This window comes from Pannonibacter sp. CBAS1226, from assembly GCF_055685825.1.
Genome location: NZ_JBVOUO010000005.1, coordinates 200380 through 216559, shown reverse-complemented (window position 1 = coordinate 216559; position 16180 = coordinate 200380). Strand labels below are relative to the sequence as shown.

At 64.4% G+C, this 16180-nt stretch carries 13 protein-coding genes; 1 reads left to right on the top strand and 12 read right to left on the bottom strand.

The genetic code is table 11. The features are described from left to right. Positions 1-74: 74 nt before the first annotated feature. The 4 genes from ptsP to AC0CMF_RS15705 are packed head-to-tail and all read right to left on the bottom strand — an operon-like array spanning position 75 to position 4263. A complete protein-coding gene (gene ptsP, locus AC0CMF_RS15720; protein ID WP_374629674.1) occupies positions 75-2051 on the bottom strand; it encodes a phosphoenolpyruvate--protein phosphotransferase in 1977 nt (658 codons plus the stop codon). Positions 2052-2085: 34 nt separating this feature from the next. Beyond that, on the bottom strand, positions 2086-2373 hold the full coding sequence (locus AC0CMF_RS15715; RefSeq protein ID WP_050473617.1) for a PTS sugar transporter subunit IIB: 288 nt from the start codon (positions 2371-2373) through the stop codon (positions 2086-2088). Positions 2374-2389: 16 nt separating this feature from the next. Then, positions 2390-2857 carry a PTS sugar transporter subunit IIA gene (locus tag AC0CMF_RS15710; RefSeq protein ID WP_058898377.1) on the bottom strand — a complete coding sequence of 156 codons (468 nt, stop codon included), beginning with the start codon at positions 2855-2857 and terminating at the stop codon, positions 2390-2392. Then, on the bottom strand, positions 2854-4263 hold the full coding sequence (locus AC0CMF_RS15705) for a PTS galactitol transporter subunit IIC (RefSeq protein ID WP_058898378.1): 1410 nt from the start codon (positions 4261-4263) through the stop codon (positions 2854-2856). The genes AC0CMF_RS15710 and AC0CMF_RS15705 overlap by 4 nt, the downstream gene beginning before the upstream one ends. A 297-nt stretch (positions 4264-4560) precedes the next feature. Between AC0CMF_RS15705 and AC0CMF_RS15700 the strand changes: the two genes are divergently transcribed. Next, positions 4561-5538 (top strand): sugar-binding transcriptional regulator, encoded by a 978-nt coding sequence (locus AC0CMF_RS15700; RefSeq protein ID WP_123193200.1) that lies wholly within the window; start codon positions 4561-4563, stop codon positions 5536-5538. Between the two features lie 81 nt (positions 5539-5619). Here AC0CMF_RS15700 and gyrB read toward each other — a convergent pair whose 3' ends face one another. The 8 genes from gyrB to mutM all read right to left on the bottom strand — a co-directional run bounded on the left by gyrB (position 5620) and on the right by mutM (position 16098). Continuing rightward, positions 5620-8073 (bottom strand): DNA topoisomerase (ATP-hydrolyzing) subunit B, encoded by a 2454-nt coding sequence (gyrB, locus tag AC0CMF_RS15695; RefSeq protein WP_050473621.1) that lies wholly within the window; start codon positions 8071-8073, stop codon positions 5620-5622. Between the two features lie 175 nt (positions 8074-8248). Next, positions 8249-9361, bottom strand: coding sequence for a DNA replication/repair protein RecF (gene recF, locus AC0CMF_RS15690; protein ID WP_374629673.1), 1113 nt, complete (start codon positions 9359-9361; stop codon positions 8249-8251). 401 nt (positions 9362-9762) lie between these two features. Then, on the bottom strand, positions 9763-10881 hold the full coding sequence (gene dnaN / locus AC0CMF_RS15685) for a DNA polymerase III subunit beta (RefSeq protein ID WP_050473623.1): 1119 nt from the start codon (positions 10879-10881) through the stop codon (positions 9763-9765). A 211-nt stretch (positions 10882-11092) separates the two neighbouring features. Further along, positions 11093-12580: a chromosomal replication initiator protein DnaA gene (gene dnaA, locus AC0CMF_RS15680; protein ID WP_050473624.1), complete on the bottom strand. Its 1488-nt coding sequence runs from the start codon at positions 12578-12580 to the stop codon at positions 11093-11095. A gap of 167 nt (positions 12581-12747) precedes the next feature. Next, positions 12748-13176: a rhodanese-like domain-containing protein gene (locus AC0CMF_RS15675; protein ID WP_050473625.1), complete on the bottom strand. Its 429-nt coding sequence runs from the start codon at positions 13174-13176 to the stop codon at positions 12748-12750. Positions 13177-13826: 650 nt separating this feature from the next. After that, positions 13827-14093 (bottom strand): 30S ribosomal protein S20, encoded by a 267-nt coding sequence (gene rpsT / locus AC0CMF_RS15670; protein WP_019964246.1) that lies wholly within the window; start codon positions 14091-14093, stop codon positions 13827-13829. Between the two features lie 177 nt (positions 14094-14270). Beyond that, on the bottom strand, positions 14271-15044 hold the full coding sequence (locus AC0CMF_RS15665; RefSeq protein ID WP_050473626.1) for an enoyl-CoA hydratase: 774 nt from the start codon (positions 15042-15044) through the stop codon (positions 14271-14273). A 148-nt stretch (positions 15045-15192) separates the two neighbouring features. Further along, positions 15193-16098, bottom strand: coding sequence for a bifunctional DNA-formamidopyrimidine glycosylase/DNA-(apurinic or apyrimidinic site) lyase (gene mutM / locus AC0CMF_RS15660; protein ID WP_374629672.1), 906 nt, complete (start codon positions 16096-16098; stop codon positions 15193-15195). Positions 16099-16180 lie beyond the last annotated feature (82 nt).

The following is a 16180-nucleotide window of genomic DNA, read 5'->3' as shown; positions in this document are numbered from 1 at the left end:
TGCTCAAGCGCCGCACGGGCTTAACCAAGAAAAATGCCCCGGAAGCGGTCTTCCGGGGCAGGTGGCGTCTGACCTCAGGGGATCTGAGGCGGGGAGGAGAGGGTGGCAGCGCCGATGGCTTGTTTGATGCGGGGGATGGAGGCTGGCGCCATGCTGAGCTCGCGCACGCCCGCATCAAGGAAGGTTTGAAGCAGGCCCGCATCGGACGCAGCCTCGCCGCAGATGCCGCACCAGATGCCATGGGCCTGCGCCGCTTGCGCCACCATGCGGATGGCGCGCAGAACAGCCGGATGGTCCGTCTGGCAGAGGCTTGCGACGGACGGGTTCATCCGGTCGGCGGCCATGACATATTGGGTGAGGTCATTGGTGCCGATAGAGAAGAAGGCCGTGACTGCCGCCAGATCACGGGCAATGAGGGCGGCGGCGGGCGTTTCCACCATGGTGCCGAGATCAAAGCGGCCAAAGGCCTTGCCCTCTGCCGTCAGCTCGGCTTCGCACGCGTTGATGAGGCCGCGGGTGCTGGCGATTTCCGCCGGATCGCTGACCATGGGCAGCATCACCTTGAGATCGCCGTAAGGGGCCGCGCGCAAGAGCGCCCGCAGCTGCACCTTGAACAGGGCCGGATTGGCGAGACACAGCCGGATGCCGCGCAGGCCGAGGAAGGGATTTTCCTCCTGCGGCACCGAAATACCGCGCACCGGCTTGTCGCCGCCGATGTCGAGGGTGCGGATCACCACCGGATGGCCGGGAAAAGCCTCCAGCACGGTCCGGTAGGTGGTGAACTGTTCTTCCTCATCCGGCAGGGCGGTGCGCCCCAGGAACAGGAACTCGGTGCGCATCAGGCCGACGCCCATGGCGCCGTGCTCCTTTGCCAGCTCAATGTCCTTCACCGAGCCGATGTTGGCGGCGACAATGACCGGTGTGCCATCGCGCGTGACCGGCGCCACATCCCGGAGCGCGGAGAGCCGCTCCGCTTCGGCGCGGGCCTGCGCGCAGCGTGCCGTGAACTCCTCCGCGATATCAGATGACGGGTCCGGGTAGACCAGCCCCGATGTGCCATCCAGCGCTACCGTCCGCGCTGCGGCAAGCTTGCCTTGCGGGTCAGCCACACCGAAGACGGCGGGAATGCCGAAGGCCTTGGCCAGAATGGCGGCATGGCTGGTGGCCGAGCCGTTGCGGCAGATGAGGCCGCCGGTGCGGCGCAGGTCCGCCGCGCCGATTTCCAGAGCGGTCAGATCCCCAGCCACGATGACAGCTCCTTCCGGGCAATCGGCGAGGGACACCGGCTTCAGGCCGTTGACGGCAAGTGCCAGCAGCCGGGCCACCGCATCCATGTCTTCGGCGCGGGCGCGGGCGTAAGGGTCCGGCAGGGCAGCAAGCGCCGCTGCCGTCTCACGCCCTGAGGTCAGAATGGCGGTGATGGCCGGTTGTCCGTCAGCCACATGGGCGGCAATGGCTGCGGCCCAGTCTGCGTCTTCGGCAAGACTGGCAATGGCGGTCAGAATGTCTCGGGCTTGAGGCGACGCCGCGCGGGCTGCATCGTCATGGATCTGCTGCAGCAGCCGGACGCGGGCGCCTTCAACTTTCTCCAGCTCTGCGCTGCGGGCTTCCGGCGGGGTGGGGCCGGCCGGGGCCTCCAGCGCGGGCTGGATGAAATGGAACACCGGACCGATGGCAGGTCCGCCACCCGTACCGATGCCTTTGAGGGCGCCAGCGGCAGGAGCGTGTTCCTCAGCAGGCGCCGGGATTGCTTCGCTGGCTATGGATGCGGGCGCTTCCGCCGGTTCATGCGCGATGCCGCCTGACAGAAAGCCGGAGACGGCGGACAGGGCCTCGGCGGCGTCCGGGCCGCTGGTGCGCAGCTCCACCTCGTCGCCTTCCTTGACGCCAAGCAGCAACAGCTTTAGCGAGGAGCGGGCCGGAGCGGTCTGCGCCCCGGCGCCGATCACGATCTCCGCCTCGAAGCCCTTGGCGAGGCGGACGAGTTCGGCAGCCGGGCGGGCATGCAAGCCCCCCTCGACGCCAACGCGCAGGCGCTTCATCGTCTCCATCGGTCCTGTTCCGTCTTCTGGTCTTTGCGTCCGCTCAGCCTGCGAGGATCTTGGCGATCTTCTCGATTTCCGCATCCCGGCCAATGCCGGTGAGGAAGGCGAGCGTGACGATCGCGGGTTTGGGCAGGTTGGGCGGCAGCGGCGTGGTGGAGACGACGAGATCGGCCTGATCGATCAGGCTGGGCACCTCGGTTGCCTTGCACTGGCGGGTCTCGATGCGGATGCCGCGGGCGGCCATGGCCTCTTCCAGGCTGTTGGCCACCACGGTGGATGTGGCAACGGCGGTGCCGCATGCCACGAGAACGGTCTTGGTCTGCGCCATCAGTTTCCTCCTGTTGTTATTCTGCGCTGAGGAGAGCCATCGCCTCCTGCGGGCCGGATGCGTCCATCAGCTTGCGGATGCGCTCCCCATCCTGCAGCAGTCTGCCGATGGATTGAAGCATGCCGATCTGTTCATCCTTGCTCTTCAGCGCCAGCGCGAAAACCACCCGCACGGCCAGCTGATTGTCCGGATCATCCATGCTGGCAAAGGCAACAGGTTCCGCCAGCGTGGCGATGGCAATGCCGGAGCGGATGACATGCTGCGGATCGGTGTGGGGCACCGCCACCGCCAGCCCGTCTTCCATCGGCAGGCCGGTGGGCATCACCTTTTCCCGGTCGATGACCGCCTGCACATAGGTGTCTGCGACAAGGCCCTTGGCCCTGAGGTGACCGGCCAGAAGGCCGATCACCGAGGTTGCGTCCTGTGCCTGCGCCTTGAGGAAGATACCGTCCTCAGCCACGCAGTCTGCAAGGGATTGCGTCATGCATTCGCTCCGTTGGCAGCATCGTCTTCGCCGCCTGCCAGCTTCTCGAGCGTGGCGCGCTTGGTGACAAGGGCGAGCAGGGCCGCGGCAGAACAGATGGCAAGGATCACCAGTCCGAGGATGCCGAACACCTGGACCAGTTCCAGCGTTGCCCAGACAAGCCAGACAAAGCCGTCACCGATGGCCGTGATCTGCGAGGCGCCTTCCGGCATGGCAAAGCCGGAGGATACCGCAGCCTTGGTGAAGAGCGGGGCCAGTGCGCCAGCCATGTAGAAGCCGAGGCCCAGCGTAACCGTGCCGATGATCACCATGCGCAGCACGTTGCCCCGCACGATGGGTGCGGCCAGCGCCACGACGAAGGGGATCACCGCCAGATCGGCGAAGAGGATGACCCGGTTGCCCGGCAGCACCACCGACAGGAAGATGGCAATCGGCACCAGCAGCAGCGAACTGGAAATCGCCGCCGGATGGCCGATCAGAATGGCCGAGTCGAGGCCGATGTTGATCTGGCGGCTGCCGGCGCGCTTCTGAACGAAGTCGCGGGCGGCTTCCGAGACCGGGATCAGGCCTTCCATCAGGATCTTTACCATGCGCGGCAGCAGCAGCATCACGGCGGCAAGGTTGATACCGGTCTTCAGCACCTTGGTGATCATGCCGGCAACATCATCCGGGTTCCAGAAACCGATGGTGCCCAGCACCACGCCGATGACGAGACCCAGAACCACCGGCTCACCCAGCACGCCAAGGCGCTCCTGGATGTGATCAGTGCTGAGATCGATGTCACGCAGGCCCGGGATACGGTCGATGACCCAGTTCACCGCCACGGCGATGGGCAGGATCTGGACAGACAGAAGATGCGGCACCGAAACACCCGGCAGGCCATAGAAGCGCTGCACGGCCTTGGCGCTCCAGTCGGCGAAGATCAGGCAGATCACGGCAATGATGGCGGCAGCGGCAAGGCCCATGCCGAGCGAATTGGTGGCCGCGACCACCAGCGAGCCGACGAAGGCAAAGTGCCAGAAATTCCACACGTCCACGTTCAGCGTGCGGGTGAGGCCGGCGAGCAGCATCACGACGTTCACGGCAATGCCGATGGGGATGATCCAGAGGCCGACCTGCGAGCCGAAGGCAATGGCGGCCGAAGACGGCCAGCCCACATCGACGATGTCGCGGGTGACGCCGGTGTTCGTGGCAATGGCCTGCGCCACCTCGCTGAGGTTGGTCCACATCAGGCCGATGACGAGATTGATGCCGATGAAGGCGACGCCGATGGTGACACCGGCGCGGAACGCCTTGCCCGGGCGGGCGCCCAGAACCACGGCAATGATGAAGATGATGATCGGCAGCAGAACCGTCGCGCCCAATCCGTCGACGACAGTCTTCAACCCTGACAACAGGCTATCCATGATTTCCTCCTCCCGAAGTTCTGGCCAGACGTCCGGGCCTGCCCGGGACGGAGAGGTCTCGATGCCGCTTGCGCTCTCCCTCCAGGGCGCCTGCCGCACTCTCCGCCAGCCTGATGCACAGATCGCAATCCGGCAAAGGATCGGTCAAATGTGCATCTTATGCACTTTTGTCTAAACCCGGAGGTGGATATGTGTCAAGTGTGCTCCGGTTGAACATTTGTTCAGGTTGCCGTGGCGCGCGCTCTGCATCATCTAGATGAAACGGGATATGTTCCGGGAAGGCTCGAGGGAGGAAACATGGCAAGACCCAAGTCCGGTGATGACGATCTGGGCGTGCTCGCGGCATGGCTCTATTACGTCCATGGACTGGGGCAGGAACAGGTGGCCCGGCGGCTCAACCTGTCGCGCACCAAGGTCACCCGGCTGCTGGCACAGGCCCGTGACACGGGGCTGGTGAAGATCTCCGTCGAGCATGAAATGGCGGAAACACTGGCGCTCAGCGACTGGATCAGCCAGCGCTACGGGGTGGAGGAATGCGTGCTGACGCCGCCGCTGGAAGCCCAGTCCTCGGAGCCGGAACTGGCCGAACGGCTGGGGCGCGAGTCGGTCGGCATTGCCGCCAGCAATTACCTGTCCCGCATTCTGTTGAGCACGCCGGACATGATCCTGGGCGTTGCCGGCGGCCGGACCATTGCCCGCATGGCCGATGCCATGCGCCAGCTTTCCAAGAGCGACTGCCTCGTGGTGGCGATGATCGGCGCCTCGTCCATCGACGATGGGGTGAGTTCCTATTCGGTGGCTCTTCAGCTGGCCGCCACCATCGGCTGCCCGGCCCGCACCCTGCCCCTGCCCAGCCACGTCGGCAGCCCGCAAACGCGCCAGACACTGGAGCAGGACCCGGTGCTGCGGGCGATGCTGGACAAGGGCGAGACGGCAGCGCTCAATCTGCTGAGCTGCGGCGGCGTGCAGCCGGGCGGCACCTTCTTCCGGCTGGCGGGCATCGGCGCTTCAGAGGTGGAAGAGGCGATCCGGGCCGGGGCAGTGAGCGAGATCGGCGGCTTTCTGCTGGCCGCTGATGGCAGTCTGGTGGACTGCGCCCTCAACGAGCGCCGCGTCGGCATCTCCTTCGAGGCACTGAAACGCGGTACCAATGTCATCATCGCTTCCGGCGCCCGCAAGACCGAGCCCCTGAAGGCGGTGATGAAGGCAGGTCTTGCCCGCACCATCATCATTGATCAGGAAATCGCCCAGGCACTGGCCCGCAAGGGGGCGTGAACAGGGTCTGAGGCACCCGCGCCGGGACCAAGTCCGCTCCTGCGGGACAGAATCCGGCGGGTCAGCCCGCCGGATCCGGCATCACACGTCCAGATTGGCAACGCTGAGGGCGTTGTCCTGGATGAACTCGCGGCGCGGTTCCACCTCGTCGCCCATCAGCTTGGTGAAGATGTCATCGGCCGCATCGGCTTCCTTGACCTTCACCTGCAGCAGCGAGCGGACGTTCGGGTCCAGCGTCGTCTCCCACAGCTGCTCCGGGTTCATCTCGCCAAGGCCCTTGTAGCGCTGCAGGCTGAGGCCCTTGCGGCCGAGGGCGAAGATGGTGGACAGCAGCGCCTGCGGCCCGCGGATCGCCGTCTCGGTTTCCTTGCGGCGCAGAACGGCGGCCTTGCCGTAGATCTCGTTGAGATGGGCCGAGTGGGCATCAAGGCGGCGGGCATCGGCCGAGGCCAGAAGCGCCGGATCAATGGTGGCCACCTCATCCACGCCGCGCACGGTGCGGCGGAAGACGAGCGCGCCGTCATCGCGCACCTCGGCCGTCCAGCCCCGCTCGAATTCATCGGCGAGAATGTCGAGACGGCGGGCGATATAGGCAGCCGCCTGCTCGCCCTTTTCCCGGTCGTTGAGCGTGTCCGGGTTGAGCGCGCCGGCAATCGCCGCCTGTTCCACCACCGCACGGTCATAGCGCGAGTGCAGGCCGTCGAGAATGCCGCTGATGGCGCGCGCCTGCTCCACCACCTGCCGCAGGTCCGCACCCATGCGCACTTCGCCATTGGCGAGGGCCAGGGACGTGTCTTCAAGGCCGGTGCCGATCAGATAGTTCTCAAGCGCCGTCTGGTCCTTGAGATACTGCTCTGACTGGCCGCGCTTCACCTTGTAGAGCGGCGGCTGGGCAATATAGATGTAGCCGCGCTCGATCAGCTCCGGCATCTGCCGGAAGAAGAAGGTCAGCAGCAGGGTGCGGATGTGGGCACCGTCCACGTCGGCGTCCGTCATGATGATGATCTTGTGGTAGCGCAGCTTCTCGACGTTGAACTCTTCCTTGCCGATGCCGGTGCCGAGCGCGGTGATCAGCGTGCCGATTTCGTTGGAAGAGAGCATCTTGTCGAAGCGCGCACGCTCCACGTTGAGGATCTTGCCGCGCAGCGGAAGCACGGCCTGGTTCTCGCGGTGGCGGCCCTGCTTGGCCGAGCCGCCTGCCGAGTCACCCTCGACGAGGAAGAGTTCGGCCTTGGAGGCATCGCGCTCCTGACAGTCGGCGAGCTTGCCGGGCAGGGAGGCGATATCGAGCGCGCCCTTGCGCCGGGTCAGCTCGCGCGCCTTGCGCGCCGCTTCACGGGCGGAAGCGGCTTCCACCACCTTGGACACCAGCGACTTCGCCTTGGCCGGGTTTTCCTCCAGCCATTCGGCCAGCGCCTGGTTGATGATGTTCTCCACCACCGGGCGCACTTCGGAGGACACCAGCTTGTCCTTCGTCTGGGACGAGAACTTCGGGTCCGGCACCTTGACGGAGAGAACGCAGGTCAGGCCCTCGCGGCAGTCATCGCCGGTCAGCGACACCTTTTCCTTCTTCAGAAGGCCGGAGCTTTCCGCGTAACCGGTCACCTGACGGGTCAGCGCCCCGCGGAAGCCGGCCAGATGGGTGCCGCCGTCGCGCTGGGGGATGTTGTTGGTGAAGCACAGCACCTGCTCGTGATAGCTGTCGTTCCACCACATGGCGACTTCGACCGTGATGCCGTCACGCTCGGCCGTCATGTAGATCGGCGCGTCCAGCAGCGGGTGCTTGGCCCGGTCGAGATAGCGCACGAAGGCTTCCAGACCGCCTTCATAGAACAGCTCGACCACGCGCGGCTCGACGCCGCGCTTGTCGGTCAGCAGAATGCGCACGCCGGAATTCAGGAACGCCAGCTCGCGCAGGCGGTGCTCCAGCGTGTCGAAATCGAACTCGGTCTTGGTGAAAGTCTCGGTCGAGGGCAGGAAGGTGACTTCCGTGCCCTTGCGGCCATTGGCAGGTCCCGTCACCTTCAGCGGGGCTTCGGCATCGCCATGGCGGAAGCGCATGTAATGCTCGTTGCCACTGCGCCAGATGCGCAGGTCCAGCCAGGTGGACAGGGCATTCACCACGGACACGCCCACGCCGTGCAGGCCGCCGGAAACCTTGTAGGAATTCTGGTCGAACTTTCCGCCCGCGTGCAGCTGGGTCATGATGACTTCAGCCGCAGAGACGCCTTCCTGCGGGTGCAGGTCGGTGGGAATGCCGCGGCCGTTGTCCGTCACGGTGACGGAACCATCGGCGTTGAGGGTCACGGTCACATGGTCGGCATGGCCGGCCAGTGCCTCATCGATGGCGTTGTCGACAACCTCATAAACCATGTGGTGCAGGCCGGAGCCGTCGTCGGTGTCACCGATGTACATGCCCGGGCGCTTGCGCACAGCGTCGAGGCCCTTCAGCACCTTGATGCTGTCAGCGCCATATTCCTGTGCTGCAGAGCTTTCCGCAGACGGGGTGTTCTCGGGAATCGAAGTATCGCTCATCCGAATCAGTCACCATTCGGTCCAGGGGATCAATGTACCCTTATACGGCACTGGCCGGAGGGTTCAACCAACCCGGCCAAATGGCCGGGCATGAGGGGTTTCACCAGTGGAAAAACCATAGGAAACCGGCCTTTTAAGGGCGGATGTTGCGCTGCGGCAGCAAGCCTTCCGCCGCTCAGCTGCCCAGAAGATGGATCTCGCCGCTGTCCGGCAGGGCATCGAACAGGGCCTTGTCCGTGCCCGTCATGAAAACCTGGGCTTCCAGTGCGGTCAGACGGGCGAAGAGCGCTTCCCGCCGGCCCGGATCCAGATGCGCCGCCACCTCGTCCAGCAGCAGGATGGGCGTCATGCCCGAGACAGCCGCCGTCAGGTCCGCGTGGGCGAGCACCAGCCCGATCAGCAGCGCCTTCTGCTCTCCGGTGGAGGCGAGTGCTGCCGGCATCACCTTGGCCGCATGGGTGACGAGAAGATCGCTGCGGTGCGGGCCGGTGAGGGTGCGCCCTGCCGCCCGGTCGCGCGCCCGGCCCTCGCGCAAGCGGCGGCGCAGCAGGTCTTCCTGATCGCTGGCGGCAAGGCCGGTGGCCTCGCTCTCGAACTCTCCATCCAGCACCAGCAGGGCACGGGGGAAGGGCAGGCCGAGCTGGTCCAGCGCCTCGATCCGGCCCTGCAGCAGGCTGACGGTCTCGCGCCGGGCGAGCGCCAGCGCCACACCAAGCTCGGCCACCTGTGCCTCGATGGCCTCCAGCCAGGCCGGTGAGCCGCCGTCTTCCAGCAGCTTGTTGCGGTGGCGCAAGGCCTTGTCGAAGTCATTCACCCGGCGGCCATGCGCCGGATCAATCGACAACGTCAGCCGGTCGAGAAAGCGGCGGCGGTCGCCGGCAGGGCCCGTGAACAGCCCGTCCATGGCCGGAACCAGCCAGAGGACGCGCAGATAGTCGAGCAGCGCTTCTGAGGAGCGCGCTTCCGTGCCATCGATCCGCACCCGGCGGCCGCTGTCACCCGCCCCATATCCGGTGCCGAGCCGTGTTTCGCCCAGAGGCCCGGTGATCAGCGCATTGACGGCAAACCCGCCCTCGCCGCCGCGCCGGGCAATATCCGGCAGGCTGGCGCGGCGCAGGCCGCGGCCCGCACTCAAGAGGGAGATGGCTTCGAGAATGTTGGTCTTGCCGATGCCGTTGTTTCCGGCCAGCGCCACGAGCTTCCGCTCCGGCGACAGGGCGAAATGCGCATAGTTGCGGAAATCCGTCAGCGTGAGGCGCTCAATCGCCACCTGGCTGATGCCGGTCATGGTGCCCCATCATGGCAAGGGGCTGTGGCAGAAGCAACCACGCGGCTATCACCGCTCGAAAGGCGAGTTTGAACCGGGCCTGGGTCCAGAGAGAGGAGCACCGTTTGCTCTCTTTGGTACAGCCTTTCAGCCCCCCTCCCCCTGGTGGGGAGGGGTGAGGGGTGGGGGGAAGGGCCCCTCCGGCCGGCAGAGAACGACTGATTTTGAATGGCCGTGCCTCTTGATAGCCTCTTCAGAAGAAGAACCATCCTTCATGCAGTTGCAGGCTCAGAGCCCCCCCACCCCTTACCCCTCCCCACAAGGGGGAGGGGGGCGGAGATACCCTGCCATAAGCCAGATGCAGCACTGCGCACACATGTCCGCAGCTGACTTTTGAACTCTTGTCCCGCTTAAGGGACCCGTCACACCCGCATCGGCATCAGCACGAAGAGGCTGTCGCCGGTGGCGTTGTCCTGAACGAGGGTGGGAGAGCCGGAATCGGCCAGGCGGAACAGGGCGGTGTCGCCCGTCAGCTGGGCGGCGATGTCCAGCAGGTAGCGGGAGTTGAAGCCGATTTCCATCGGCTCGGCGTCATATTCGACGGCCAGTTCTTCCGTTGCACTGCCCGAGTCCGGGTTGTTCACGGCGAGCACAAGACGGCCTTCCGACATGGACAGCTTCACGGCCCGGCCACGCTCGGAGGAAATGGTCGACACGCGGTCCACCGCTTCCTTGAACTCGTCCCGGTCGACGCGCATTTCCTTGTCATTGTGCTGCGGAATGACGCGGCCGTAATCCGGGAAAGTTCCGTCGATCAGCTTGGACGTCAGAACCACCGGCCCGTTGGTGATGCGGATCTTGGTGTCCGAGATCTCCACCGTCACCTCGGCCTCGCGGTCTTCCAGCAGCTTCTGGACTTCACCCACCGTCTTGCGCGGCACGATGATACCCGGCATGCCGGCAGCACCCTGCGGCGCGGGCACTTCCGCCTGGGCAAGGCGGTGGCCGTCGGTGGCAACCGCACGCACCATCTGGCCCTGCTCCCCGGCAACCGTGTGCAGGTAGATGCCGTTCAGATAGTAGCGCGTCTCCTCGGTGGAGATGGCGAACTGGGTGGTGTCGATCAGCTTGCGGATCGCACCGCCTGCGAGCGTGAACTGGTGGGTGAAGGTGCCGGCCGTCAGATCCGGGAAATCCGTCTCGGGCAGCATCTGCAGCGCAAAGCGCGAGCGCCCGGCCCTCAGTTCCAGCGTGGCGTTGTCGCTGGAGGTTTCCAGCACGACCTGCGAGCCCTCGGGCAGCTTGCGCACGATGTCATAGATCATGTGCGCGGGCACGGTCGTCGCGCCGGGCCGCTCGATCATCGCAGGCACCGTCTCCACGACCTCAAGGTCAAGGTCCGTCGCCTTGAGCTTGAGCGAGCCCTGATCGGCGCGCAGCAGCACGTTCGACAGGATCGGGATCGTGTTGCGGCGCTCGACAACCCGGTGCACGTGGGTCAGGGACTTGAGCAGGTCGGTCCGTTCGAGGGTCGCTTTCATGCGCGTCTTCCGTGTACTCGTGACGGTCAGACCGGACGGCCTGACGCAGGAAACCGTAAGCTCCGGCAGGGCAGGAGCGGGGCATCGAACCTGCCCTTTATGGCCACAAAATGCAAGAGGGCGCCCGGTTGGACGCCCTCAAAACATCAATCTTCGCAAGGACGGCGGCAGTTTCCCCCGCTATCCCAAGTCTTCACGCAAGCCTTTGGGCTCACGCGTCCAGCATGCGCTTCAGCAGCTCCAGCTCCTGCGCCAGGCTCACATCGGCGCGGGCCATTTCCTCGATCTTGCGCACGGCATGCAGAACCGTGGTGTGATCGCGGTTGCCGAAGCGGCGGCCGATTTCCGGCAGGGAGCGCGGCGTCATCACCTTGGCCAGATACATGGCGATCTGGCGCGGACGCACGATGGTGCGGGTGCGGCGGGCCGACAGCAGGTCGGCCTTGGTCACATTATAGTGCTTGGAGACGATCCGCTGGATGTCCTCGATCTTCACCCGGCGCGGTTCGCTGGAGCGGATGAGGTCCCGCAGGGTCATCTCGGCCATTTCCTGCGTCACCGGCTGGTTGGTGAGCTGGTTATGGGCAACGAGCCGGTTCAGCGCGCCTTCCAAGTCGCGCCCGGAGGACACCACGTGGCGGGCCACATAGTCCAGAACCGTGTCGGGAACGGAGAAAGCCGGGTAGGACTTCTTCAGATTGGCCACGCGGGCCGACAGGATGTTGCGGCGCAGGGAAAAGTCCGGCTCGTTGATGCCGACAACCAGGCCACCGGACAGGCGCGAGCGCACCCGGTCATCCAGCGTGTCCAGTTCGGACGGGGCGCGGTCTGCAGCCACGATGACCTGACGGGCGCCGTCGATGAGGGCGTTCAGCGTGTGGCAGAATTCCTGCTGCACCTGCTTGCCATGCAGGAACTGCATGTCGTCGATGAGCAAAAGGTCGATGCTGCGCAGGGTTTCCTTGAAGGACAGGGCCGACTGGGCCTTCAGCGCCGCCACGAAACGGTACATGAAATGCTCGGCGGTCAGATAGAGCACCTTGCGGCCGGAAGCACGCGCCTTGGCGGCAACGGCCTGCATCAGATGGGTCTTGCCGAGGCCGACCGAGGCGTGAAGATAGAGCGGATTGAAGGTGACGGCGCCGCCGCCGGCGACCTGCTTGGCAGCAGCAAGCGCCAGGCCGTTGGACTCGCCCTCGACAAAGGTCTCGAACGTGTATTTCGGATCGAGCGCTGCACCCTGCAGCACGTCGCGGCTGCCCATGTCGGCTTCGGCACGGGCAAGAGCGGCGGTCGCGGCCTGCGCAGCGGCAACCGCATTGGTCGGCTCGCTCAGCGAAATCGGGCGCGCCTCGGCGGCAGCCGGAGCCACCGGGCGGGCGGGCGCGGACAGGCTGCTGCTGCTGGCCATCGGCATCTCGACCTGACGGGGGCGCATGGCGCCGCGCACGGTCAGTTCGATGCGATGCACGTTTTCGCATTCACGCTTCCAAAGGCCCATCAGCCGGTCGCGGTAATGAGACTGGATCCACTGCTTCAGAAAGCGGGTGGGTACGGACAGACGCACGGTGCCATCTGCATTTTCTTCCAGGTCAACGCGTGCAAACCAGCTGGAGAAGACGTCATCGCCCAGCTCGGCCCGCAGGCTTTTTTTGACGCGGTTCCATTGTTCAGCGCCCATATCTTCCTGAACTTGCATGTCGCCTCGCCTCTCGTTCGTTCCGGAAAGCAGTCCGCCACAGCCGCTTTCCCGTTTCATACGGTCGGGACGCCCGGAGGGCTCTCCCGTGTTTCAAGAACGGCAGAACCTGCCGGGACCAGGGGAGGTGGTCCCGTTGGGTCTGCCTGAGTGTCTAAAGAAGGATCCTAGCTCTGGATCCAGGGAAGGCCGCAGGCCTTCCATCCGCCGGCACTGCCCCGGTGACCGGTCCCGTCAAGCGGGCCCTCGAAACCATCGGCAATGTTGAAGCACGACCCGTATCCTGCCTGCGTCATCGCAATGGCTGCATTCAGGCTCCGGGCGCCGGAGCGGCACAGAAAATAGATCTGAACCGTTTTGTCCAGTCCTTTCCGCTCCAGTTCGGCCGAAAGTGTGGCAACGAAGTCCGGAACGGGTGAACCGGCCGGAAAACCCTGCCATTCGGTAAAGACGACCTCCTTACCAAGGGCACGGAGATCAGGTACGCCGACGAAATTCCATTCGGCCCGGGTACGCACATCAACCAGCACAGTATTAGGGCTGGCAGTCAGCGCCTCATAAGCCGCCTTAACGTCGACGTCGCCCGCATAAGGCATAGAATTCGACAAATGACCCCCTTCGCAATATCGAGTATTGCGCACCATCGATACCAAAATCTGAGGAGAAAATTGGGCTTAGAAGAGCTCGAACTTCGTTGGACCCGTAAAAATAACATTGGTACGCAAGGAAACTGTTCCTGAACTCTGCCAGTTATGTCTCTTTGCCTGCCTTGCCATTTTTCTGGTCCACGTTTTGCTGTGTTTTTTATTTAAATTTCGAGCTTGCCCCGATGGATTGAACATACACAGGCAGCCGGAACGCGGCAACAGTTGCCTATTAACAAAATGGCCGCAGGCGGCTTTTCCGGGCGGTCAGATTAACGCCTTCGTGAACGGCTTTCGGGCCAAATCCGTTCTGACTCAAGGCCTTTTCTTGATGTGCTCAGAAGGGGCCAACAGGCTGGCACTTCTCCAAAAAAAAACTTCGCCACGTACTTGACTCAGGTTGAATCGGGCAGGGGAGGCCGGATCCATGCCGATATGCTCATAACCATTTGAAAAATATGAGAAAAAACTGACAAAGCCCGGCATGAGTATTTGCTGGTATACAGTGATAGTTTTATCGTGAGAATTTTTTCATGTGCCGTTCCGGCAACAAAAAACCCGGCCTTTCGGGCCGGGTTTTGAAGATTTTATGACGGGCGTTATCAGGCCTGCAGAGCCTTCACGCGGGCGTTCAGACGGGACACCTTGCGCGAGGCGGTGTTGCCGTGAACGACGCCCTTGGAAGCGGCGCGCATCAGCTCCGGCTGGGCAGCCTTGAGAGCTTCGGTGGCAGCGTTGTAATCGCCGGAAGCAATGGCTTCCTCGACCTTGCGCAGATAGGTGCGCACGCGGCTCCGCCGTGCCTTGTTAACAGCCGTCCGGCGGGCAATCTTGCGGGCCGCCTTGGTGGCCGAGGGAGTGTTGGCCATTGGCTCAATCCTGGTCCGAGTGTGAAACAAAAATTCCGTAGAACATCAGGGCGGCAGACATAGGCCTGAAACTGCCCCGCGTCAAACGAATGCGGCGGCGATTTGATCGCCACCGGTTGGCCGAGGCTTATAGTCCCGCCCAACCGGTCCGTCAATGCCAAAACCCGAGTCAAAGCGTCATTTGTTGCGGAACTGGGGCGTGCGCTTTTCGATGAAAGCGGCCATGCCCTCGCTCTGGTCTTCCGTGGCAAAGGCCGCATGGAACATGCGGCGCTCGAAGCGGATGCCCTCGCCCAGCGTCGTCTCGTAGGCGCGGTTGACGCTTTCCTTGGTCATCATCACCACGGGCATCGAGAAGTCGGCGATCTTCTCCGCCGCCTTCATGGCCTCCTCCATGAGGTCATCCAGCGGCACGATGCGGGAGACGAGGCCGCAGCGCTCGGCCTCCACCGCATCCATCAGACGGCCGGTCAGGCACATTTCCATGGCCTTGGACTTGCCGATGAAGCGGGTGAGGCGCTGGGTGCCGCCGGCCCCCGGCAGAACGCCAAGCGTGATCTCCGGCTGGCCGAATTTGGCATTGTCTGCGGCCAGGATGAAATCGCACATCATGGCAAGCTCGCAGCCACCGCCCAGCGCATAACCGGCCACCGCTGCAATCACCGGCTTGCGGTTGCGCGCCACCCGGTCCCAGGGGGTGATGAGATCGGTCATGTAGGCCTTGGCGAAATCGAAGGGCTGCATCTCCTTGATGTCCGCCCCGGCGGCAAAAGCCTTCTGCGAACCGGTGATGATGACGCAGCCGACGCGCTCATCCGCCTCGTAGGCGTCAAGCGCTGCCGCCACTTCAGCCATCAGGGCCGCGTTCAGAGCGTTGAGGGCCTTGGGCCGGTTGAGCGTGATGATGCCCACCTTGCCGCGCTTTTCGGTCAGGATGTTCTCATATGCCATTGCAGTCCTCCGCTGACGGGCTTTGCCCCTGTGGCAGCGCCCGGCGGCGGCACCCGGTGGTGCCCCGCTGGCCGGGCCATGGCAACAAGGGGTAGCTGACGCGCCGCACACGTGCAAGGCGCCGCCCTCCCGCCTTTTTGGCGGAGCCTCAGCGCTGGCACTTCGCGCAGTGGAAGGTGGACCGGCCCGACTGCACCAGCCGCAGAACCGTGCCCTTGCAGCCTTCCGTGCGGCAGGGCTCGCCCTCGCGGCCATAGACGGCAAAGCTGTGCTGAAAGTAGCCGAACGTGCCGTCGGTCTGCGCATGGTCGCGCAGGGTGGAGCCGCCGGCGGCAATCGCCTCTTCCAGCACTTTGCGGATTGCAGCTGCCAGCCGCTCGCGCGCGGCCACCCGCGCCTTGCCCGGCCCCGTTATGTCACCCGCCGCCCGCTCCGGACTGAGGCCGGAGCGCCACAGCGCCTCGCAGACATAGATATTGCCAAGCCCGGCAATCAGCCGCTGATCCAGAAGCGCGGCCTTCAATGGCGCGGACTTGCCTGCAAACAGCCGGTCGAGCAGATCTGCGTTGAGCGCATTGCCCAAAGGCTCGATGCCCATGGCGGCGAAGAGCGGATGGGAGCTGAGGCCGCTGCGTGCCACCAGCTGCATGAAGCCGAAGCGGCGCGGGTCATTATAGACAATCCGGCTTGCCGCTTCCGGTCCCTGACTGCCGGGGGCGGAGAGGTGAAACACCACATGATCGTGCTTTTCATCACGCGAGCGGGCATGGGTGAAATCACCCGGCAGAAAACTGTCCGCCTGCTGTTCCACCCGAAAGGAGCCGGACATGCCCAGATGCATGACCAGCACCTCGCCGCTGTCGAGATCGGCCAGGAGATATTTCGCCCGGCGGGAAAGGGCTGTGACAATCCGCCCCTCCAGCCGCTCCACGAAGCGCTCGGGGAAGGGAAAGCGCAGATCCGGGCGGCGGCATTCGAGTTTCAGGATGCGCGCGCCTTCAAAATCCGGCTGCAGGCCGCGCCTGACCGTCTCGACCTCGGGCAATTCGGGCATGGGAGGACCTACCGATCTTGAGCAAAAGACTATATGGACTGCACAAACCGCCTATATGAGACGCGGGCCCGGCGCAACAATG